The sequence below is a fragment of the Micromonospora sp. RL09-050-HVF-A genome (assembly GCF_019374995.1).
GTDB lineage: Bacteria > Actinomycetota > Actinomycetes > Mycobacteriales > Micromonosporaceae > Micromonospora > Micromonospora antibiotica.
Genome location: NZ_JAGKQP010000002.1, coordinates 3,603,266 through 3,622,685 on the forward strand (window position 1 = coordinate 3,603,266; position 19,420 = coordinate 3,622,685).

Genomic DNA, 19,420 nt, shown 5'->3' on the forward strand with positions numbered 1-19,420 from the left:
CCAGCCCCGGCAGGGCGGTCGCAGACCGGACACGCAGCGTGATTGCGGGACGGGTGTCCTGCGGGTGACAACCGCGTTGCTGAATTGTTACCGCCGCCAACAAACTTCTGACCTCGGCAGTCTTGCGCCCGAGATGTGAGCGGGAATACGTTGCCGGACACAACAAAACACCGACCACTCCTTCCCCCACCCTCGAAAGGACCCGTGCAGACATGCGCAAGGGCTTCCTCACCTTCGCCGCCGTCGGCCTGCTCGCCACCGGCAGCATGGCCGCCTGTGGCGACGACTCCAGCAGCAACGACACCGGCGGCAGCGCCGCCAAGAAGCCGAAGATCGGCGTGATCCTGCCGGACAGCAAGTCCTCCGCCCGCTGGGAGACGGCCGACCGCCGGTTCCTCAAGGAGGCGTTCGACAAGGCCGGCGTCGAGTCGGACATCCAGAACGCGCAGAACGACAAGAACGCCTTCCAGACCATCGCCGACCAGATGATCACCGGTGGCGTCACCACCCTGATGATCGTCAACCTGGACTCCGGCACCGGCAAGGCCGTGCTGGACAAGGCGAAGTCGCAGGGCGTCGCGACGATCGACTACGACCGGCTCACCCTGGGCGGCTCCGCCCAGTACTACGTCAGCTTCGACAACGAGGCCGTCGGCAAGCTCCAGGGCGAGGGCCTGGCCAAGTGCCTGACCGAGAAGGGCGTCAAGAACCCGACGGTCGCCTACCTCAACGGCTCGCCGACCGACAACAACGCCACCCTGTTCAAGAACGGCTACGACTCGGTGCTCAAGCCGAAGTTCGAGTCGAAGGAATACACCAAGGGCCCCGACCAGGCCGTCCCGGACTGGGACCCGGCGCAGGGTGCCACCATCTTCGAGCAGATGCTCACCCAGACCGGCGGCAAGATCGACGGCGTGCTCTCCGCCAACGACGGCCTCGGCAACGCGGCCATCTCGGTGCTCAAGAAGAACAAGCTCAACGGCAAGGTCCCGGTGACCGGCCAGGACGCCGACGTGACCGGCCTGCAGAACATCCTCGCCGGTGACCAGTGCATGACCGTCTACAAGGCCGTCAAGAAGGAGGCCGACGCGGCCGCCGAGCTGGCCATCGCCGTGGCGAAGGGCGAGCGCAAGGAGACCGGGCAGACCGTCAAGGACCCGGAGAGCGGCCGGGACGTCCCGTCCGTGCTGCTGGAGCCGAAGGCGATCGACAAGTCGACCGTCAAGGACGTCGTGGCCGACGGCTACGTCGACAAGGCCAAGCTCTGCACCGGCGCGTACGCCGCGCTCTGCACCGCCAACGGCATCAGCTGACCCGTACGACGAGCGTCGTACCCCGCCGACGCGACGCCGCCCGGCACGGAACCTCGTGCCGGGCGGCGCTCGCCGCCGGACGGGTCCCGAGATCTTCCCTCCGTACGAAGGAGACCCCCGTGTCCGCGACCCCCCTGCTGGAACTGCGCGGGATCGACAAGAGCTTCGGTCCCGTCCAGGTCCTGCGCGACGTCGCCCTCGCCGCCCACGCCGGAGAGGTGACCGCACTGGTCGGCGACAACGGCGCCGGCAAGTCCACGCTGGTCAAGTGCATCAGCGGCATCTACCCGGCCGACGCCGGTGAGTTCCTCTTCGACGGCCGACCGGTGAGCATCAACAGCCCCCGCGACGCCGCCACGCTCGGCATCGAGGTCGTCTACCAGGACCTCGCGCTCTGCGACAACCTCGACATCGTGCAGAACATGTTCCTCGGCCGGGAGAAGCACAGCGGGCTGGTGCTCGACGAGCCGACCATGGAGCAGATGGCCGCGGAAACCCTGGCCGGGCTCTCCGTACGGACCGTGAAGTCGCTGCGCCAGCACGTCTCCAGCCTCTCCGGCGGGCAGCGGCAGACCGTCGCCATCGCCAAGGCGGTGCTCTGGAACAGCAAACTGGTCATCCTCGACGAGCCGACCGCCGCGCTGGGCGTCGCCCAGACCGCCCAGGTGCTCGAACTGGTCCGCCGGTTGGCCGACAACGGGCTGGCCGTGGTGCTGATCTCACACAACATGAACGACGTCTTCGCCGTGTCCGACCGGGTCGCCGCGCTCTACCTCGGCCAGATGGTCGCCCAGGTGAAGACCACCGACATCACCCACTCACAGGTCGTCGAGTTGATCACCGCCGGTCGTTCCGGCAATCTCGGTCTGACCGGCGAGCCGGTCACCGCCGGCAACGGCGCAGGACCCGCCGACACCACTGCAGGAGGCGTTCGATGACCACCACCGCCGTGCGCAAGGAAGGCCCGGCGGCGGTCACGCCACCGCCTACCGTCGGCAGCCACCTCCGCGGCTACTGGGGCCGGGTACGCGGCGGCGACATCGGCGCGCTGCCCGCCGTACTCGGGCTGATCGTGCTCTGCACGGTCTTCTCGGTCATGCGGCCGTCGTTCCTCACCGCCGGCAACTTCGCCAACCTGTTCACCCAGGGCGCGGCGGTCACCCTGATCGCCATGGGGCTGGTCTTCGTCCTGCTGCTCGGCGAGATCGACCTCTCGGCCGGCTTCGCCAGCGGGGTCTGCGCGGCCGTCCTGGCCAACGTCGCCACCAAGGCCGGCTACCCCTGGTACGTGGCGGTGCTCGCCGCGATCCTCACCGGCGTGGTCATCGGCACCGTGCTCGGCTTCCTGGTCGCCAAGATCGGCATCCCGTCCTTCGTGGTCACCCTGGCCGGCTTCCTCGCCTTCCAGGGCATCGTGCTGATGCTGATCAGCGGGGGCGCCAACATCTCGGTCAACGACGAGGTGCTGGTGGCGATCGCCAACCGCAACCTGCCGCCCACCCTCGGCTGGGCGCTGGCCGCCATCGCCATCGGCGGGTACGCGGCCGTGCAACTGCTGCGCCACCGCAAGCGGCTGTCCCGGGGCCTGACCACCGACCCGATGGCGGTGGTGCTCGCCCGCATCGGCGGGCTGACCCTGATCCTCGGCATCGCGGTCTACATCCTCAACCAGGAACGCAGCCGCAACGTCCTGATCAACTCGCTCAAGGGCGTACCGATCGTGGTGCCGGTCATCGCGGTGCTGCTGATCGTCTGGACCTTCGTGCTCCAGCGCACCAGCTACGGCCGGCACGTCTACGCCGTCGGCGGCAACAAGGAAGCCGCCCGCCGGGCCGGCATCAACGTCGACAAGATCCGCATCTCGGTCTTCGTGATCTGCTCGTCCATGGCGGCCATCGGCGGCATCGTCGCGGCCAGCCGGGCCAACTCGGTGGACCCGAACACCGGCGGCAGCAACGTGCTGCTCTACGCTGTCGGCGCAGCGGTGATCGGCGGCACCAGCCTCTTCGGCGGCAAGGGCCGGGTCCTCGACGCCGTGCTCGGTGGCGCGGTGGTCGCCGTCATCGACAACGGCATGGGCCTGATGGGCTACAGCGCCGGGGTGAAGTACGTCGTCACCGGCGTGGTGCTGCTCCTCGCGGCCAGCGTGGACGCGCTGTCGCGCCGCCGCGCCTCCGCCTCCGGCACCCGCTGATCCGCGTACGCCACCGGCGGGACATGGGGTGCCACCAACGATGCGGGTAGGACCGAGCCAGGACGAGATCCGGCGGCAGAACCTCGGGGCCCTGCTCCGGCACGTCCACGTGCACGGCGCCACCTCCCGCGCGGAACTCACCACCGCCCTCGGCCTCAACCGCAGCACCATCGGCGCGCTCACCTCCGACCTGGCCGGCGCCGGGCTGGTCAGCGAGGGCACGCCCAAGGAGACCGGCCGGGCCGGACGACCCTCACTGGTCGTCCGGCCCGAGTCGGCCCGGGTCTACGCGTACGCGTACTCGATCGAGGTGGACCGGCTGCGGGCCGCGCGGGTCGGTCTCGGCGGCGAGGTGCTCGACCGCCGTGAGCTGGACCGGCCGCGTGACCTGGACGCCGCGGAGACCGCCCCGATGCTGGCCGGCGCGCTCAAGCAGATGCGGGAACGGGTGGCACCCGGGTCGGTCTGCGTCGGCGCCGGGGTCGCCGTCTGCGGCATGGTCCGCAAGGCCGACGGGCTGGTCCGGCTCGGCCCCACCACCGGGTGGGTGGACGAGCCGATCGGCGCGGCGCTCGCCGCCGAGGTGGGCGTGGAGTTGCCGGTCACGGTCGGCAACGTGGCCGACGTCGCCGCCTTCGCCGAACACGCCCGGGGCGTCGCCGCCGGCTGCGACAACGTCATCTACCTCTACGGGGACGTCGGCGTCGGTGCCGGCATCATCGCCGGAGGCCGCCGACTGACCGGCCACGGTGGCTACGGCGGCGAGGTCGGACACATGGTCGTGGTACGCGACGGCACGCCCTGCGAGTGCGGCTCACGGGGCTGCTGGGAGACCCAGATCGGCGAGTACGGGCTGCTGCGGGCCGCCGGCCGCTCCGAGGCCCGGGGCCGCGACGCGCTGCTGGCCGTGTTCGACGCCGCCGACCGGGGTGACGCCCGCGCCCAGACCGCCGTACGGCACGCCGGTGACTGGCTCGGCTTCGGCGTGGCGAACCTGGTCAACATCTTCAACCCCGAGATGGTCATCTTCGGTGGCACCATGCGGGACCTCTACCTCGCCGCCGCAGCCCAGGTCCGCAGCCGGCTCAACGAGACCGGGCTGCCCGCCTGCCTGGAACACGTCCGGCTGCGTACCCCCAAACTCGGTGACGACGCGGCCCTGATCGGCGCGGCCGAGCTGGCCTTCGAACGGCTTCTCGCCGACCCGCTCGACGCCGCCTGAACGGATACTCCCCGACTCGTGCGCCACCCGGTGAACTGATCGGCCCGACAGTCCGTACCAGTGGACGGACGGGCAGCCGGCGGGTCGCTGCCCGGCAGGACAGGTCGGCCCGGATCGAGGAGGCACCGCAGCATGGCATCGCTGGATTCCGTACGTCGTCGGCGAGGGCACCGGACCCACCGGGTGGCGGTGTTGGTCGTCACCTTCCTGGCCGGGCTGGTCGTGCTACCCGGCATGGCCGTCGCCGCTCCCGGCGTCCAGATGAACGCCGCCGACGTGGCGCTGCTCAACGGCGTTCGACTGGCCGGCCTGTGGGAGATGCCGGCCGGCACGATGGCCGCCGACAAGGGCCAGTCCGCGCGGGTACGGGAGGTCGGCGCGGAGATCGCCCGGCAGCACGGCGTCCTCGACGAACTGGTGGTGCAGGCCGCCAACAAGCTGGGCGCGACGCTGCCGAGCGACCCCACCACCGAGCAGAAGGGGTGGCTGACCGAAATGCAGAACGCCTCCGGTGCTCAGTTCGACCAGATCTTCGTCACCCGGCTCCGGGTGGCCCACGGCAAGATCTTCCCGGTGATCGGCGCGGTCCGGGCCAGCACCCGGGACAACACCGTCCGCAAGCTCGCCGACGAGGCCAACAAGTTCGTCAACGACCACATGGCCATGCTGGAGAGCACCGGCCTGGTCCGCTGGCAGCAGATGCCGCCGGCCGCGATCCCGGCCGCGCAGCAGGACTCGCTGGTCGCCGCCGCCCAGGCCGGGGCCGCCGGCCCGTCGGTCGCGATCAGCACCACCGTCGTCTGGGCGGTCTTCCTGCTCGCACTCGGCGCGGGCGGCTACGCCACCTGGCGGATCACCCGCCGCAGCTGACCCCACGCACCTGACCCGACGGCCCGCAGGCGGCACCACCGCCGGCGGGCCGTCGGGCTGTCCGGGCCGGGGCGGCCGATTTTCCGGCCGGGGTGGCCGACTTCCGGGCGCACCGGGTTGGGGACGGCCGGCTGTCCGGGCGCACCGGGTTGGGGGCGGTCGGTCAGCGGTCGACCTGGGTGAAATCCCACGAGTGCGGGGGACGGGCGACCAGGGTGGCCGGCGGATCAGGCAACGCGCGGGGGTTGCTGCGCCACTTCGAGATGACCACCACCCGGTGGTCGGTGGACGAGAAGACCTCACTGGACAGGTGCAGCGGATCGTGCTCGAACTCCGGCAGCGCCGTCTCGCACACCCAGGTGATCAGGTCGGCGAAGCCGTACGACTCGGCCCGCGCCTCCCACATCCGTACGATCACGTCGCCCCTCCCGTCACACGCTGACCGTGGTCAGGGGCAACGCCGAGTCGGCGGGCAGGTCCAGCCGGCTCGGGCGTACCCCGGCGGCCACCAGGTGCGACCCGAGTGCGGCGACCATCGCCCCGTTGTCGGTACACAACCCCGGCCGGGGCACCCGGACCCGGATGCCGTACCGCTGCGCCCGCTGCTCGGCCATCGACCGCAGCCGTGAGTTCGCCGCCACTCCCCCGCCGATGACCAAAGTGTCCACCCCGTGTGCCCGGCACGCGGCGAGGGCCTTGCCGGTGAGCACGTCGCAGACCGCCTCCTGGAACGACGCGGCCACGTCGGCCACCGGCACCGGCTCACCGGAGCGCCGCCGGCCCTCCACCCAGCGGGCCACCGCCGTCTTCAGTCCCGAGAAGGAGAAGTCGTACCGGTGGGCGGCGAGATCCTTGGCGGCGGTGAGGCCGCGAGGGAAGGCGATCGACGCCGGGTCGCCGGACCGCGCCTCCCGGTCGATGTACGGGCCACCCGGGAAGGGCAGGCCGAGCAGCCGGGCCACCTTGTCGAACGCTTCCCCGGCCGCGTCGTCGATGGTCGCGCCCAGCGGGGTCACCCCCCGGGCCAGGTCGTCGACGAGCAGCAGCGAGGAGTGCCCACCGGAGACCAGCATCGCGATCGCCGGCGCGGGCAGCGGGCCGTGCTCCAGGGTGTCCACGGCGACGTGCGCGGCCAGGTGGTTCACCCCGTACACCGGTTTCTCGGCGGCCAGCGCGTAACCCTTGGCGGCGGCCACCCCGACCAGCAGGGCACCGGCCAGGCCGGGCCCGGAGGTGACCGCGATCGCGTCGATGTCGGCGATGGTCACCCCCGCCTCGCGCAGCGCCCGGTCCATGGTCGGCACGATGGCCTCCAGGTGTGCCCGGCTGGCCACCTCGGGCACCACCCCACCGAACCGGGCGTGTTCGTCCACACTGGAGGCGAGCGCGTCGGCGAGCAGGGTGTGCCCGCGCACGATGCCCACCCCGGTCTCGTCGCAGGAGGTCTCGATGCCGAGGATCAGCGGTTCGTCAGCCATGGTCCGTCCCGTCTGCGGCCGGTTCCGCGTCACGCCGCATGACCAGCGCGTCGGTGTTGCTCGGTTGGTAGTAGCCCCGCCGTACGCCGATCGGCTCGAACCCGTACGTCGCGTAGAGCCGCTGGGCGGGGGCGTTGTCGACGGCCACCTCCAGCAGGACGCTGCCGATCCCGCGCCGGGCCGCCTCGGCGAGCAGGTCCACCAGCAGCGCCCGGCCGATCCCGCGCCGCTGGGCGTCCCGGCGGACCGCGATGTTCTGCACCCACGACTCGCCGTCCGGGTCGACGGTCAGACCCGCGTAGCCCAGCAACGACCCGTCCGTGTCCAGGGCGACCCGGTAGTAGTGGCCGCTGGCCAACTCGTTCCAGAACATCGCCGGCGACCACTGCTCGGCACCGAACAGGTCCTCCTCGATCGGCAGCACCTCGGCGACGTGCCACCAGCGGAACCGGTCGATGCGTACCGTCACGGCAGCACCGACTTGCGGCTGGTCGCCGCGACCGCGTCCGGGCGGCGCAGATACAACGGGGTGAGCGTCTCGCCGGGGGCACCCGCCCGGATCCGTTCGGCGGCCAGGGTCACCAGCGCGACGGCGTCGGGGTAGCGGGGTTCGGCGCACAGCGGCAGGCCGAGCACGTCGGCGTAGCGGTGGGCACCGTCGCCGGCCGCGACGGTCACGGCCAACTCCCGGGCCCGGGCGGCGGCGACCGCCGGGGCGTCCACCTCCGGCCCGACGATCCGCTGGCCGTCGCCGTCGTAGACCGCCCAGTAGACCTCCTTGCGCCGGGCGTCGGCGGCGACCAGCACCCGCCGCTCCCCCGCCGCCGCGTCGCCGACCGTCGCCCCGCCTGTTCCGACCTGTCCGCCCGTGGCGTCGCCGGCTGTGGCCTGTCCAGCCGTGGCGTCGCCGGTTCCGGCCGGCCCGGCCGTGGCGCTGCTGGCTTCGGCCTTACCGGACACGGCGTGGCCGGGCGACGCATCCGCCGTGGTGGGGTGGGCGATGCCGTCGAGCGAGCAGACGCCGTACGTGGGGATGCCGAGCACCTGGCCCATGGTGGCGGCGGTGACCAGGCCGACCCGCAGCCCGGTGAAGGGACCGGGGCCGAGCCCAGCGACGATTGCGCCGAGGTCACCCGGTCGCGCGTCGACGTCGGTGAGCACCGCCTCGACCTGCGGGGCGAGTAGCTCACCGTGGGCCCGGGCATCGATCGTGCACCGGTACGCCCGCAGCGCGACGCCGTCCGCCGTGACCTCGACCAGCGCCGCGGTGACCGCGGGGGTCGAGGAGTCCACCACCAGTACGAGCACGGTAAGCCAGCCTAGCCGTCCGTCCGCGCCGCCCGCCCACACCCCGCCCGCCCACACCCCGCCCGCCAGTCACGCCCACGCCCGCCCCACCCCCGGTCGGGCAACGCCGGTGCCGCCATCGCCGGAGCCGGTCGTCGGGAGGGGCCGGCCGCAGGACGCAGGACGGTGGGGTGGGCCGGAACGGGGTGTAGACGGTGGGGTGGGCCGGAACGGGGTGTAGACGGTGGGGTGGGCCGGAACGGGGTGTAGCAGTCCGTGGTAACCGTTATGCCTCTCCGTCATTTTTATGACGCACAGGCATAACGGTTACCGCCATCACCTCATCATGCTGGGATGCCTGAGAGTGGTCGCCTCACCACAGAGATCGCCGCCCTGCTGCGCCGGGAACGCCATGCCGCCGCGCTCACCCAGCAGCAACTGGCGGATCGAGCCGGGACGAGTCAGAGCGCGGTGGCCCGCATCGAGCGCGGGGAACGGGTGCCGGCCCTCCCGTTGGTGGAGCGTCTCTTCGCCGCCCTCGGCCAACAACTCGCCGTTACCGCCGAGCCGCTCGACAGCCACCTCGACGCCCGGATGGACGCCCTTGCCGCACGGTCGCTCGACGAGCGGATCGACGAACTGGGGCTGGACCGGATGTTGGAGCGGCTGGGCGATCTGCCCCACCTGGTCACCGGCGGCACCGCCGCACTGCTCCAGGGCGCGCCGGTACCGGTCGACGCGGTCGAGATCGCCGTCCGGTGGCGCGACTCCGCCCGGTTCACGGCCTGGCTGGAAGCCGCCTACGGGCAGCGCTGGAACGCCAGGTGGCGGGAGTTCGGCGGACTGTACCTGGAGCCGGAGGAGCCGGGCGAGCACTACTGGATGACCCGGTACGGCGGGATCCGTGCCCAACTGTGCGACGAGTTCCCGGAGGCGATCGAGGTGCGACACGGGGGCCGCGGCTACCGGGTGGTCCCGCTGGTCATGGTGGAGCTGACCGACCCGCAGGCCGCCGCCCTGCTGCGCCGACACCGCCAACGCTCAGCCGCCGACCGCACCTGACTCAACCCACACCTCGGTCACCGGCCACCTCCCTGGGCAGCGGGCCGAAGGAGGTGAGCCAGGGAGGTGGCCGGTGACCGAGGAGGTGAGCCGGGCGACCGACAGCCGAGAACGGTGGGCCAGGTGGCCGCGAGGGGCGGGCCGGGCGACCGGTATGGCGGGCCGGGTGGGCGGGCGGCGGGGTGGGCGGGTCAGCCGGCCGTGCGCTCCCAGTCGATCGGGGGCGCACCCGCGTCGGCGAGGGCCTTGTTGGTGGCGCTGAACGGGCGGCTGCCGAGGAAGCCGCGCGGGTTCATCGGGCTCGGGTGGCCGGCCTCCAGCACGACGTGCCGGGTGTTGGTGACCAGGGCGGCCTTCTTGCGGGCGTAGCCGCCCCAGAGCAGGAAGACCACCGGCTCGTCCCGGGCGTCCAGGGCCCGGATCGTCGCGTCGGTGAACTCCTCCCACCCCCTGTTCGCGTGCGAACCGGGGCTGGCCTGCCGGACGGTGAGCACCGCGTTGAGCAGCAGCACACCCTGCGCCGCCCAGCCGTCCAGGTTGCCGCTGCGCGGCTTGGGCACACCGAGGTCCTCGCTCAGCTCCTTGAAGACGTTGCGCAACGACGGCGGCACGGACACCCCCTCGCGGACGCTGAAGCTCAACCCGTGCGCCTGCCCCGCCTTGTGGTAGGGGTCCTGGCCGAGGATCAGCACCCGGCACTGCTGCGGACCGCACAGCCGGTAGGCCGAGAAGAGATCGTCCAGCGGCGGAAAGACGGTCTGGGTGGCGTACTCGTGGGCGACGAACTCGGCCAGCGCCGCCGTCCGGGCCGGGTCCAGGTGCGGGGTGAGCACGGCACGCCACTCCTGCGGCAGCAGCGACAGCAGGTCGAGGGCGGGGGTGTCGTCGGGCATCGGCAACCTTTCACAACGAAGTCCACGGCACTCTAGGCAGCGGGTACGACAGCCCTCGGCGCAGGGCGGCCCTTCCGGAGCCGGTCAGCCCAACGCGGTCAACCGTCGCGACCAGTCCCCGCCCACCGGCTCCAACTCGACCACCCGGGTGTCGTCGTCGCGCCGGTCGATGCGGACCCGCAGGTGGGCGTCGGCGAGCTGCTCGACCAGCCCTTCGCCCCACTCGACCACGGTCACCGAGTCGTCCACCGAGGCGTCGAGGTCCAGGTCGTCGATCTCGGCGCGCGGGTCGGTCGCGTCACCCAACCGGTACGCGTCGGCGTGCACCAGGGCCACCGTGCCGCCGCGTGCCGGGTCGGGCCGGTGCACCCGGGCGATCACGAAGGTCGGCGAGGTGACGTCGCCGCGTACCCCCAGGCCGGCACCGAGGCCCTGGGTGAGCGCGGTCTTGCCGGCCCCCAGCGGGCCGGTGAGCAGCAGCAGGTCACCGGCGCGCAGCACCCCGGCGAGCCGCCGGCCGAAGGCGTGCGTGTCGTCGACCGTGGGTAGCGTGACGCGTACGGTCACCGGGCCACCCCGGGTCGGTCCGGTCCGCCGGCGACCGGCGCAGGAACGACGGACCAGCTCACAGCGCCTCCAGGAAGCGTTCCAGCGCGGCGTTGACCTCGTCGGCGTGTTCCAGCATCACCACGTGCCCGCTGTCTCGGATCTTCAGGTATTCGGCGTGCGGCAGCCGACGGACGATCTCGTCCGAGTGGACCACCGGCGTGATCATGTCCTTGTCGCCCACCACGACCAGCACCGGTGTGCCGCTCAGCGCGGCCAGCGCCGGGAACCGGGAGTGGGTGGCCAGGGTCCGCAGGTAGCGGGTCACCGTGTCGGCCGACGTGCGGGAGTTCATCCGTTCCACGTACGACACCAGGGCCGGGCTCGGTTTCGGGGTGCCGAAGCCGTACCGGCGGGTCAGCAGCCAGGCCACGTTGGAGGTGGACTTCCGGGCCCGGTCGATGACGAGCCCGCCGTACCGGGTGGTGGTGCTCATCATGAACAGCACCGGCGAGCCGACCCGGCCGAGTAGGGCCGGCGCCACCAGCTTCGTCTCGGCGAGCAACCCGCCCGACGTGGCCATCAGCACCGTGCCGACCACCCGGTCACCGAAGAACTCCGGGTACGCCTCGGCGAACGCCATGATGGTCATCCCGCCCATCGAGTGCCCGACCAGTACCAACGGCCCCTCCGGGGCGGTCCGGTCGATCACCCGGCGCAGGGTGTGCCCGAGCGCGGCGAGGTCGTACTCGCCGCTCTCCAACCGCCCCGACCGGCCGTGCCCCGGCTGGTCGTACGCGACGACCCGGTAGTCGCCCCGCTCGGCGAGCAGTTGACGCTGGAAGTGGAACGTCCCCATGTCCAGGCAGAAGCCGTGCACCAGCACCACCGTCGGGTGCCCCGGCACCGGCCGGGTCGGCTCGACCACCTCGACGTGGATGTCGGTGCCGTCCGGCAACTCCAGCCGGTACGCCTCGTCGTAGCGCTGCGCGCCGAAGTCCTCCCCCGCGTACGGGTCGGCGGGGTCGGCCTTGAGCCGGCGGACCAGGGCGCGTTCGGTGGCCACCCCGGCGGCCAGCCCGGCGGCGGCCACCCCGACCGCGGCCCCGACCACGCCGGCCACCCTGCCTGCGGCCGTCCTCGGCCGGGGCACCCGGAACCGGCTGACCGCGCTCACGGTCGCTCCCCGTCGTAGATCCGGGGCACCCGGACCCCGCCGAACCGGGTGACGATCTCGTAGTTGATCGTGCCGACCGCCTCGGCCCAGTCGTCGGCGGTGGGCATCCCGTCGTCGCCGCTGCCGAACAGGGTCGCCACGTCACCGGCGGCCACCTCGTCGGCACCGCAGTCGAGCACGAACTGGTCCATGCAGACCCGGCCGGAGATGGTGCGTCGTTTCCCGCCAAGTTGCACCGGGCCGACGTTGGAGGCGTGCCGGGGCACCCCGTCGGCGTAGCCGAGCGGCACCACCGCCAGGTTCGCCTCCTCCTCGGTGGTGTAGGTGTGCCCGTAGGACACGCCGGTGCCGGCGGGGACCCGTTTGGTGAGCATCACCCGGGCCCGCGCGGTCATCGCCCGACGCAACCCGAACTGCTGCCCGGCGATCGGTGACAGCCCGTACACGGCGATCCCGGGCCGGACCAGGTCGAAGTGGGTGTCGGGTCGGGTCAGGGTGGCCGCCGAGTTGGCCAGGTGCCGGTAACGCGGGCGCAGGCCGGCCCGGTCGACCATGGCCAGCCCCTCGTGGAACACCGCCAGCTGCCGGTCGGTCGTGGGGTGGCCGGGCGAGTCCGCGTACACGAAGTGGCTCCACACGCCGACGACCTCGACCAGGCCGTCGGCCTGGGCCTTCGCGGCGGCCTCCAGCAGGGTCGGCCAGTCGGCCACGGTGGCGCCGCCCCGGGACAGGCCGGTGTCGATCTTGAGGTGCAGCCGGGCGGGCCGGTCGGCGGCCCGGCCCGCCGCGACCATCTCGTCGAGCTGGGACAGGCTCGCGGCGGCCAGGTCCACCCCGGCCGCCACCCCCTCGTGCAGGGGCAGCCCCGGGTCGAGCAGCCAGGCCAGCACCGGCACGGTGATCCCGGCCCGGCGCAGGGTCAACGCCTCGTCGAGGGTGCACACCCCCAGCCAGTCCGCCCCCGCGTCGAGCGCGGCCCGCGCCGACGGGACCATGCCGTGGCCGTACCCGTCGCCCTTCACCACCGCCATCAGCTCGGCGCTGGTGCCCGACCGGAGTCGGGTCACGTTTGCACGGATCGCGTCCAGATCGACGCGTACCTCGGCCTGCCACATGCGCCCAGCCTACTGGCGTCGCTGATCACCGGCCGGTGGACGCCGACCCGGGCCGGTCAGAGCAGCGGGGCCACCACCGGGCGCAACGCGGCCACCACGTCCGGCGCGGTCACCGGGCCGCCCCGGGCCGCCTCCCGACCGGCCAGCCCGTGCAGGTACGCCGCGACGACCGCCGCCCGTTCCGGGGCCAGCCCGGCGGCGAGCAGCGAACCGAGCAACCCGGCCAGCACGTCCCCGGTGCCCCCGGTGGCCAGCGCGGGGCTGCCGGTCGGGTTGACGTACGCCCGGCCGTCGGGCGTCCCGACGACCGTGCGGTCCCCCTTGAGCAGCACCGTCGCGTTCATCCAGGCGGCCAGCCGCAGCGCGGCGGCGACCCGGTCGGCCCCCGGCTCCTCCCCGGAGAGCCGGCGGAACTCCCGGTCGTGCGGGGTGACCACGATCGGGGCGTCCCGGTTGCGCAGCCGGCCGGCGAGCGAACCGTCCACCAGCAGGGTCAACGCGTCGGCGTCGAGCACCACCGGCACCGGCGCGGCCAGCACCGCGCGCAGCTCCGCTCCGGCCTGCTCGTCGGTGCCCAGGCCGGAGCCGCAGACCCAGGTCTGCACCCGGCCGGCCCCGGCGACCCGGTCGGTGGCGATCACCGACGGGTGCTGCCGGACCACCTCGCCCCGGGCGCCACCGGCGTACCGGACCAGCCCGGTGGGGCCGGCCAGCGCGCCACCCACCGAGAGCACCGCCGCCCCCGGGTAGGTCCGCGACCCGGTGGCCACCCCGACCACGCCCCGGCTGTACTTCTCCGAGGACGCCCCGGTGCGGGGCCACCAGTCGCGCACGTCCGACCATTCGGTCACCCACGATGCAGGGGTGCCGCGCAGCCACGGCCCGAGCCCGATGTCGACCAGCTCGACCTGACCGGCGAGCGGGGCCGCCGGGCCGACCACCAGGGCAGGTTTGAGCGCGCCGAACGCCACCGTCACGTCGGCCCGGACGGCGCCGGGCCGACCGGACCCGTCCGTCGGCACGTCCCCGGTGTCCACCGCCACCCCGCTGGGCACGTCCACCGCGACGACCGTGGCCCGGCCGCCGTCGCGTCCCCGCAGCGCGGGCAGGCCGGCGACGAGGTCGTCAGCGGCCTCCCGCAGCCCACCGCTGCCCCCGATCCCGACGATCCCGTCGAGCACCAGATCGACGGTGGGCGGTGGGGCGTCGACCAGCCGGCCACCGGCGGCCCGCAGCGCCGCCAACCCGTCGGCGTGCGTCCGGCCGGGGGCGGTCGCCAGCACGGCGACCTGCGCGCCGCGCCGGGCCAGCCGCTCGCCCGCGTACAGCGCGTCGCCGCCGTTGTCGCCGGAACCGGCCAGCACCAGCACCCGCGCGCCGTAGACCCCGCCCCGGCCGGCGAGCAGCAGGGCGCAACGTCGGGCCAGCCCGGCCGCCGCCCGCTGCATCAGCGTCCCGGGCGGGAGGGTGGCCATCAGGCCGGCCTCCGCCGCACGTACGTCCGATACCCGCCACACCGGTCTCATGCCGTCCCCGTCCCTGCCGCCGGCCGTCTTCCCGGCCACGGCGTCCCGTCGCGGAGGGACGGCCGGTTCGACCCACGTCCCGGCTCCGTCGTGGCCGAGATCACCCTACCGGCGGCCGGGCGGCAGAGTAGCCACCGGCGACGCCCCGGGCAAGACCTGTGGACAACCCGGGGGTACGACCGCCGCCCGTCGTCCACAGGGCAGGTCCACCGGCTGCCCGTCCGCCTAGCGTCGGTGCGGCAGTCGGGCGGCGGGACCGACCACGGGGGTGGAGGAGGCGGGCGGGTGACGAACGAGCCGGTGGAGGTCGACCTGTCGGTGCTGCGGGTGGCGGCCGGTGGGTTGGCCGACGAGGCGTACGCGCTGGCCCAGGGGTTGGCGGGCCGACCCGGCCTGGTGCTGTCCGCACCGGGGTGGCGGGCCGGCTCTGCCCTGGCCGGGCTGGAGTCGGCGGTGCACGCGTGGCACGGGGCGCTCGGCGTCCGGGTGGCGGAGGCCGGCGCGGCCCTGCGCGCCGCCGCCGATGCGTACACGGCGGCCGACGACCGGGCCGCCGGGCGGCTGGTCGGCCGACCCCGATGATCGGGTACGCCCAGCTCTGGTCCGCCTCCCCGGGTGACTGGGACGCGGCGGGGGTGGCCTGGCGCGGGGTGGACGCACCGGTCGGGCGGCGACGGGCCGGGCTGGCCGACCGGGCCGCGGCGTTGCGGGCGGGCTGGGCCGGCGGGGCGGCGACAGCGGCCGGTGGGCGGCTCGACGGGCTCCGGTCGGAACTGGCCACCATCCTGCCGGCGCTGGTCGAGGTCGACCAGGTGCTCGCCGAGTTCGCCGGTCGGCTCCGGGTGGCGAAGGCCCGGCTCGCCGAGGCGGTGGCGCTGGCCGACCGCACCGGCGTGGCGGTGGACCGGCACGGCGGTGTCCGGGCGGCACCCCTGCTCTGGCGCGGCCCCGAGGCGGGTGAGCTCCCGGTCGGGGTGGGTGCCCGCCCTTCTCCGACGGGCGGTGGCGTCGGCGCGGGGGGCCAGGTCCGTGGTCCGGCCCGGACCCCCGCGCCGGTGGGAGCGCCGCCGGCGGCGGCGCGGGTGCCGGGGCGGCAACGGGGCGGCGGCTGCGGGCGCAGGCGGCGGGGCGGCGGGGGCGGGGCGGCGGGGTGGGTTCGCCCGTGGCGGTGGGGCAGGTGGCGGCGGCGCTGCGGGAGGCGCTCGCGCTGGCCGACGCGGCCGACCGGGAGGCGGCCTCCCGGCTGGCCGAGCTGTCCGGGGCGGCCCGCACCGGCTGGGTCGAGCGGCCACCACCGGGCCGACCGGCCGACGACGCCAGTGCGGCGACGGTCCGGGCCTGGTGGGCCACCCTCACCCCGGCCCAGCGGCGCTGGCTGGTGCTGCACGAGCCGACCCGGATCGGCCCGCGCGACGGGGTGCCGACCTCGGCCCGGGACCAGGCGAACCGGCTGCTGCTGGCCGGCCACCGGGAGGCGCTGCTGACCGCCCGCCGGGCGACGCCGGGCGGGCGCGGTCGGCGGCGGATCGATGCGGCGTTGGCCGTCCTGGACGGGCTCGCCGGTCGGCTGGCCGCCACCTCACCGCCCCGGGCGTACCTGCTCGGGCTCGACCCGCGCGGTGACGGCCGGGCGATCGTCGCGCTGGGCAATCCGGACCGGGCCGGCCGGGTGCTCACCTACGTGCCGGGGATGACCAGCGACCTCGCCGACGTCCCCGGTGAGCTGGGCCGGGCCGCCCGGGTGCAGGCCAGGTGCGCTGCCATCGCCCCCGGCGTGGAGACGGCGGCGGTGCTCTGGCTGGACTACGACGCCCCCGACTTCCTGCCCGAGGCGTCCTCGCCGACCCAGGCCCGGGACGCCGGTCCGGCGCTGCACCGTTTCCAGGAAGGGCTGCGCGCCACCCACGACGGGCCCCCGGCCCGGCAGACCGTGCTCGGGCACAGTTACGGCTCACTGGTGGTGGGCAGCGCCGCCCGGGACCACGGGCTGGCCGCCGACGCGCTCGCCTTCGTCGGCTCACCAGGAGTGGGGGTGGACCGGGCCGGGGCGCTCGGCCTGCCACCGCAGCAGGTCTGGTCGAGCACCGCCGACGACGACGTGATCAGGCTGGTCGAGCCGCCCCGGGAGCTGGCCGGCCGGGCGGTGCTGGCCGCCTCGCCGCTGGCCAGCGCCGCCTGGCTGCTACGCCCCGACGACCACCAACTGTGGTTCGGGCACGACCCGAGCGATCCGGGTTTCGGTGGCCGGACCTTCCCCAGCGGCCGGTACGGCCACACCGGCTACTGGGAGCCCGGCAACCCCGCCCTGGACGGGATGGCCCGGATCGTGCTCGGCCGGTGACCGGGTCACCGTCGGTGGCGCGGGGTCACCTACTCGACGGTGACCGACTTCGCCAGGTTGCGCGGCTGGTCGACGTCGTGGCCCCGGGCAGCGGCGATCTCGGCCGCGAACACCTGCAACGGCACGGTGGTGACCAGCGGCGCGAGCAGGGTCGGCGTACGCGGCACATAGATCAGGTGGTCGGCGTAACGCACCACCGCCTCGTCGCCCTCCTCGGCGATCACGATGGTCCGCGCACCCCGGGCCCGGACCTCCTGGATGTTGGAGACGATTTTGTCGTGCAGCATGCCCCGGCCGACCGGGGACGGCACCACGCAGATCACCGGGGTGCCCTGGTCGATCAGGGCGATCGGCCCGTGCTTCAGCTCACCGGCGGCGAACCCCTCGGCGTGCATGTACGCCAGCTCCTTGAGCTTGAGCGCGCCCTCCAGGGCCACCGGGTAGCCGACGTGCCGACCGATGAACAGCACCGTCGGCTCGGACTTCAGCTCCCGGGCCAGCTCCCGCACCGGCTCGATCCGGCCCAGCAGCTCCCGCAGCTTGCCCGGCATCTCCTGGAGCTGGGCCACCACCGCGCCGACCTCGTCGGCGAACTTGATCCCGCGTACCTGGGCCAGGTGCAGCCCGATCAGATAGCAGGCGACCAGCTGGGTGAGGAACGCCTTGGTGGAGGCGACGGCGATCTCCGGGCCGCCGTGGGTGTAGAGCACCGCGTCGGACTCGCGCGGGATGGTGGAGCCGTTGGTGTTGCAGATGGCCAACACCCGGGCCTTCTGCTCCTTGGCGTGCCGCAGCGCCATCAGGGTGTCCATCGTCTCGCCGGACTGCGAGATCACCACGATCAGGGTGGACCGGTCGAGCACCGGGTCGCGGTAGCGGAACTCGCTGGCCAGCTCCACCTCACAGGGGATCCGGGTCCAGTGCTCGATGGCGTACTTGGCGACCATGCCGGAGTGGTAGGCGGTGCCGCAGGCCACGATGAAGATCTTGTCGACGTCGCGCAGGTCCTGGTCGCTGAGGCGGACCTCGTCGAGGGCGATCTCGCCGGTCTCGGTGAGCCGGCCGAGCAGGGTGTCCGCGATGGCCTGCGGCTGCTCCTCGATCTCCTTGAGCATGAACCAGTCGTAGCCGCCCTTCTCGGCAGCCGAGGAGTCCCAGTCGATGTGGAAGTCCTTGCCGGTGGCCGGCTGACCGTCGAAGTCGGTGATCTCGATGCTGTCGGCGGTGATCAGGACGAGTTGGTCCTGCCCCAGCTCGACCGCCTCGCGGGTGTGCTCGATGAACGCCGCCACGTCACTGGCCAGGTAGTTCTCCCCCTCGCCCCGGCCCACCACCAGCGGCGAGTTGCGCCGGGCGCCGACCACCGCACCGGGAATGGCGGCATCGACGGCGAGCAGGGTGAACGCGCCCTCCAACCGCCGGCACACCACCCGCATCGCGGCGGCGAGCAGTTGCGGGCTGTCGGTCCCGCCGGCCGCCCGCAGCTCGGCGAGCGCGTGGGAGAGCAGATGGGCGGCGCACTCCGTGTCGGTGTCGCTGGTGAACTGGACGCCGTCGTCCTCCAGCTCGGCGCGGAGCTTGGCGAAGTTCTCGATGATGCCGTTGTGGATCACGGCGACCCGGCCGTCGGGGGCCAGGTGCGGGTGGGCGTTACGGTCGGTCGGGCCGCCGTGGGTGGCCCACCGGGTGTGCCCGATGCCGGTGGTGCCGTCGCCGATGCCGACCGGGCTGGCGGCGCAGTCGTCCGGGTTGGTGGCGGCCCGCTCGGACAGGACCTTCTCCAGGTTGGCCAGCTTGCCGGCCTTCTTCTCGGTGAGCAGCTCGTCGTCGCAGACGATCGCGACCCCGGCCGAGTCGTAGCCCCGGTATTCCAGCCGCCGCAATCCGTCGAGCACGATGCCGAGCGCCGGACGTGCGCCGGCGTAACCCACGATTCCACACATGGTTCGCAGCCTAACCCAGTTTCACTCACCTCGCGTGCGCGGAAGTCGGGCAATCAATCACCGAATTTGAGCGATCGGTCGGTGACGGGCGGCAATCGGACTACCGGCGCACCCGGCCGACCGGACGGGGTTGCGGGCGGCCCGGCGGTACGAGAGTCTCTCGGCGACCCCTGGAACGTCCCTGGGACGGCCCGCTCGCCCCTTTCCTCCACTTCCGTCCCGGAGCCGCCATGTCCGACGCGCCACCCCCCAGCGATCCCCCGCCCCCGCCCGGCGACCCGGCCCCGGCGGCGTCCAACGACCCGTCGCCCGGCCCGTCCCCCTGGACTCCACCGGACCCGTTCGCGGTCCCGCAGCCCTGGGCGGCCCCCGACCCGTGGCCCGGCGGTCCGACTGCCGGCAGCGCGCCCGCCGGGCCGGTCCCTCCCGACCCGCCGATCGACCCTGCCGGCG

18 protein-coding genes are annotated in these 19,420 nt (G+C 73.6%); 8 read left to right on the forward strand and 10 right to left on the reverse strand.

The window, feature by feature from the left end:
- Nucleotides 1–212 precede the first annotated feature (212 nt).
- The 5 genes from J7462_RS15545 to J7462_RS15565 all read left to right on the forward strand — a co-directional run bounded on the left by J7462_RS15545 (nt 213) and on the right by J7462_RS15565 (nt 5,599).
- Entirely contained in the window at nt 213–1,313 is a 1,101-nt protein-coding gene (locus J7462_RS15545) for a sugar ABC transporter substrate-binding protein (protein ID WP_219464695.1), read from the forward strand.
- A gap of 119 nt (nt 1,314–1,432) precedes the next feature.
- Nucleotides 1,433–2,251, forward strand: a complete 819-nt coding sequence (locus tag J7462_RS15550) for an ATP-binding cassette domain-containing protein (protein ID WP_208567949.1) — start codon at nt 1,433–1,435, stop codon at nt 2,249–2,251.
- Complete coding sequence (locus tag J7462_RS15555; protein ID WP_208567948.1) at nt 2,248–3,507, forward strand: sugar ABC transporter permease; 1,260 nt, start codon at nt 2,248–2,250, stop codon at nt 3,505–3,507. The genes J7462_RS15550 and J7462_RS15555 overlap by 4 nt, the downstream gene beginning before the upstream one ends.
- A 40-nt stretch (nt 3,508–3,547) precedes the next feature.
- Entirely contained in the window at nt 3,548–4,729 is a 1,182-nt protein-coding gene (locus J7462_RS15560) for an ROK family protein (protein ID WP_219464696.1), read from the forward strand.
- 132 nt (nt 4,730–4,861) lie between these two features.
- Nucleotides 4,862–5,599, forward strand: a complete 738-nt coding sequence (locus tag J7462_RS15565; protein WP_219464697.1) for a DUF4142 domain-containing protein — start codon at nt 4,862–4,864, stop codon at nt 5,597–5,599.
- Nucleotides 5,600–5,762: 163 nt separating this feature from the next.
- On the opposite strand, the gene J7462_RS15570 is transcribed toward J7462_RS15565, so the two are convergent.
- Genes J7462_RS15570 through tsaB form a run of 4 tightly spaced genes read right to left on the reverse strand, consistent with a single transcriptional unit; the run spans nt 5,763 to nt 8,385 of the window.
- Nucleotides 5,763–6,017, reverse strand: coding sequence for a hypothetical protein (locus tag J7462_RS15570; RefSeq protein ID WP_208567945.1), 255 nt, complete (start codon nt 6,015–6,017; stop codon nt 5,763–5,765).
- 13 nt (nt 6,018–6,030) lie between these two features.
- Nucleotides 6,031–7,077 (reverse strand): tRNA (adenosine(37)-N6)-threonylcarbamoyltransferase complex transferase subunit TsaD, encoded by a 1,047-nt coding sequence (tsaD, locus tag J7462_RS15575; RefSeq protein ID WP_208567944.1) that lies wholly within the window; start codon nt 7,075–7,077, stop codon nt 6,031–6,033.
- On the reverse strand, nt 7,070–7,546 hold the full coding sequence (rimI, locus tag J7462_RS15580) for a ribosomal protein S18-alanine N-acetyltransferase (RefSeq protein ID WP_219464699.1): 477 nt from the start codon (nt 7,544–7,546) through the stop codon (nt 7,070–7,072). Before rimI ends, tsaD begins: the two co-directional genes overlap by 8 nt.
- Nucleotides 7,543–8,385 carry a tRNA (adenosine(37)-N6)-threonylcarbamoyltransferase complex dimerization subunit type 1 TsaB gene (gene tsaB, locus J7462_RS15585; RefSeq protein WP_219464701.1) on the reverse strand — a complete coding sequence of 281 codons (843 nt, stop codon included), beginning with the start codon at nt 8,383–8,385 and terminating at the stop codon, nt 7,543–7,545. Before tsaB ends, rimI begins: the two co-directional genes overlap by 4 nt.
- Before the next feature lie 333 nt (nt 8,386–8,718).
- On the opposite strand from tsaB, the gene J7462_RS15590 reads away from it, so the two are divergent.
- Entirely contained in the window at nt 8,719–9,426 is a 708-nt protein-coding gene (locus J7462_RS15590; protein WP_219464702.1) for a helix-turn-helix domain-containing protein, read from the forward strand.
- 191 nt (nt 9,427–9,617) lie between these two features.
- Here J7462_RS15590 and ung read toward each other — a convergent pair whose 3' ends face one another.
- The 5 genes from ung to J7462_RS15615 form a co-directional block, all read right to left on the reverse strand.
- On the reverse strand, nt 9,618–10,319 hold the full coding sequence (gene ung / locus J7462_RS15595) for a uracil-DNA glycosylase (RefSeq protein ID WP_219464703.1): 702 nt from the start codon (nt 10,317–10,319) through the stop codon (nt 9,618–9,620).
- Between the two features lie 84 nt (nt 10,320–10,403).
- Nucleotides 10,404–10,886 carry a tRNA (adenosine(37)-N6)-threonylcarbamoyltransferase complex ATPase subunit type 1 TsaE gene (tsaE, locus tag J7462_RS15600; RefSeq protein ID WP_208568160.1) on the reverse strand — a complete coding sequence of 161 codons (483 nt, stop codon included), beginning with the start codon at nt 10,884–10,886 and terminating at the stop codon, nt 10,404–10,406.
- Nucleotides 10,887–10,944: 58 nt separating this feature from the next.
- The gene (locus J7462_RS15605; protein WP_219464704.1) at nt 10,945–12,042 is read right to left on the reverse strand and encodes an alpha/beta fold hydrolase; all 1,098 of its coding nucleotides are present in this window, start codon (nt 12,040–12,042) and stop codon (nt 10,945–10,947) included.
- Nucleotides 12,039–13,157: an alanine racemase gene (alr, locus tag J7462_RS15610; protein ID WP_219464705.1), complete on the reverse strand. Its 1,119-nt coding sequence runs from the start codon at nt 13,155–13,157 to the stop codon at nt 12,039–12,041. The genes J7462_RS15605 and alr overlap by 4 nt, the downstream gene beginning before the upstream one ends.
- Nucleotides 13,158–13,213: 56 nt before the next feature.
- Nucleotides 13,214–14,683 (reverse strand): NAD(P)H-hydrate dehydratase, encoded by a 1,470-nt coding sequence (locus J7462_RS15615; RefSeq protein WP_219464706.1) that lies wholly within the window; start codon nt 14,681–14,683, stop codon nt 13,214–13,216.
- Between the two features lie 285 nt (nt 14,684–14,968).
- Here J7462_RS15615 and J7462_RS15620 point away from each other — a divergent pair, with 285 nt between their 5' ends.
- Together J7462_RS15620 and J7462_RS15625 are read left to right on the forward strand one after the other, a co-directional pair.
- Nucleotides 14,969–15,265, forward strand: coding sequence for a hypothetical protein (locus tag J7462_RS15620; RefSeq protein WP_219464707.1), 297 nt, complete (start codon nt 14,969–14,971; stop codon nt 15,263–15,265).
- 568 nt (nt 15,266–15,833) lie between these two features.
- The gene (locus tag J7462_RS15625; protein ID WP_308290914.1) at nt 15,834–17,024 is read left to right on the forward strand and encodes an alpha/beta hydrolase; all 1,191 of its coding nucleotides are present in this window, start codon (nt 15,834–15,836) and stop codon (nt 17,022–17,024) included.
- Between the two features lie 29 nt (nt 17,025–17,053).
- Here J7462_RS15625 and glmS read toward each other — a convergent pair whose 3' ends face one another.
- On the reverse strand, nt 17,054–18,967 hold the full coding sequence (gene glmS, locus J7462_RS15630) for a glutamine--fructose-6-phosphate transaminase (isomerizing) (RefSeq protein ID WP_208568166.1): 1,914 nt from the start codon (nt 18,965–18,967) through the stop codon (nt 17,054–17,056).
- Nucleotides 18,968–19,420: the final 453 nt, after the last annotated feature.

Excerpts from the sequence above, each read along its gene's own strand:
- J7462_RS15545 (WP_219464695.1), top strand. The coding sequence starts at position 213 with ATGCGCAAGGGCTTCCTCACCTTCGCCGCCGTCGGCCTGCTCGCCACC.
- J7462_RS15555 (WP_208567948.1), top strand. The coding sequence starts at position 2,248 with ATGACCACCACCGCCGTGCGCAAGGAAGGCCCGGCGGCGGTCACGCCA.
- J7462_RS15560 (WP_219464696.1), top strand. The coding sequence starts at position 3,548 with ATGCGGGTAGGACCGAGCCAGGACGAGATCCGGCGGCAGAACCTCGGG.
- J7462_RS15565 (WP_219464697.1), top strand. The coding sequence starts at position 4,862 with ATGGCATCGCTGGATTCCGTACGTCGTCGGCGAGGGCACCGGACCCAC.
- tsaD (WP_208567944.1), bottom strand. The coding sequence starts at position 7,077 with ATGGCTGACGAACCGCTGATCCTCGGCATCGAGACCTCCTGCGACGAG.
- J7462_RS15590 (WP_219464702.1), top strand. The coding sequence starts at position 8,719 with ATGCCTGAGAGTGGTCGCCTCACCACAGAGATCGCCGCCCTGCTGCGC.
- ung (WP_219464703.1), bottom strand. The coding sequence starts at position 10,319 with ATGCCCGACGACACCCCCGCCCTCGACCTGCTGTCGCTGCTGCCGCAG.
- alr (WP_219464705.1), bottom strand. The coding sequence starts at position 13,157 with ATGTGGCAGGCCGAGGTACGCGTCGATCTGGACGCGATCCGTGCAAAC.
- J7462_RS15615 (WP_219464706.1), bottom strand. The coding sequence starts at position 14,683 with ATGAGACCGGTGTGGCGGGTATCGGACGTACGTGCGGCGGAGGCCGGC.
- glmS (WP_208568166.1), bottom strand. The coding sequence starts at position 18,967 with ATGTGTGGAATCGTGGGTTACGCCGGCGCACGTCCGGCGCTCGGCATC.